Origin of the sequence: Pseudomonas sp. 51_B, assembly GCF_017491595.1 — a bacterium.
GTDB classification, from domain to species: domain Bacteria; phylum Pseudomonadota; class Gammaproteobacteria; order Pseudomonadales; family Pseudomonadaceae; genus Aquipseudomonas; species Aquipseudomonas promysalinigenes.
In genome coordinates this window covers 1-454 of record NZ_JAFGYW010000364.1, presented here as the reverse complement: position 1 = coordinate 454, position 454 = coordinate 1, and the positions used below count along the sequence as shown (strand labels likewise).

Here is a 454-nt window from a genome sequence, read left to right as displayed (position 1 = left end):
AATACCACCGCGACGAGGCCGCTCGGCACGACCTGCTCCGCGTAGTAGAAGCACAGGAAATTGACGCAGAAGAGCGCGAAACCCTGCGCGACGAGCAAGCGCCATGCATCGCGCGGCGGCCGGACCGGCCTGCGCAGCGCGCGCAGCAGCACGAACATCGCGGCGGCCGCGAGCCAGAAGCGCCACGCGATCGACACGGGCGGAGGCACGCTGCCCAACTGCCATTTGATCGCGATCCAGGTGGTGCCCCAGATCAGCACGGCCAGCAGGTACAACGACAGGTTCATGGCACACGCTCCTTAAACAGGCCTGGAGTGTCTGCCTCGGGCAGCCTTCGACGCTTGCACAATCTTGCGCTTTTGTCTGGCGGCAGGCTGGCAGGGCGGCGTCTACGGAGTAGGATGCAAGGCGTTGGAGAGAACCGAACATGGCCGCTATCGATACCCGGCAAGTC

General features: G+C 64.8%; 1 protein-coding gene. It reads right to left on the bottom strand.

The genetic code is table 11. From position 1 onward, the window contains the following. Positions 1–287 (bottom strand): DMT family transporter (locus tag J5M56_RS25255; RefSeq protein ID WP_207938091.1); only part of this gene is annotated, 287 nt, incomplete at its 3' end. Positions 288–454: the final 167 nt, after the last annotated feature.